The sequence below is a fragment of the Monashia sp. HAY1-5C genome (assembly GCF_056755255.1).
In genome coordinates this window covers 1-270 of sequence record NZ_JBPGXG010000375.1, presented here as the reverse complement: position 1 = coordinate 270, position 270 = coordinate 1, and the positions used below count along the sequence as shown (strand labels likewise).

At 55.6% G+C, this 270-nt stretch carries 1 protein-coding gene; it reads left to right on the top strand.

Annotated features, from left to right (window positions below; genetic code table 11):
• Nucleotides 1-13 precede the first annotated feature (13 nt).
• Nucleotides 14-270: hypothetical protein (locus ACR9ZK_RS22100; RefSeq protein WP_481344093.1), on the top strand; the 257-nt coding region annotated here is incomplete at its 3' end.

Sequence of the window (270 nt, the reverse complement as noted above, 5' to 3'; positions counted from 1 at the left end):
GGAAGGTATCGTCATGACCGCCTCCGCGAGCTTGATGCTCTTGCTCGGTCTGCAGATGGTAGGCTCCGAAATCCCGGCATCGATCGTCGCTTCTGCCCAAACTCTTGCGGAGAAGCTGGATGAAGTCCTCGACTATGAAGTTCTGGACCGCAGCCATTTTGTCTTCCTCGGTGGCGGCCCCTTGTTCGGTATCGCTTCGGAGGGCGCGCTGAAGCTTTTGGAAATGAGCCAGGTTATGACACAACCGTTTCATCCCCTCGAATACAGACA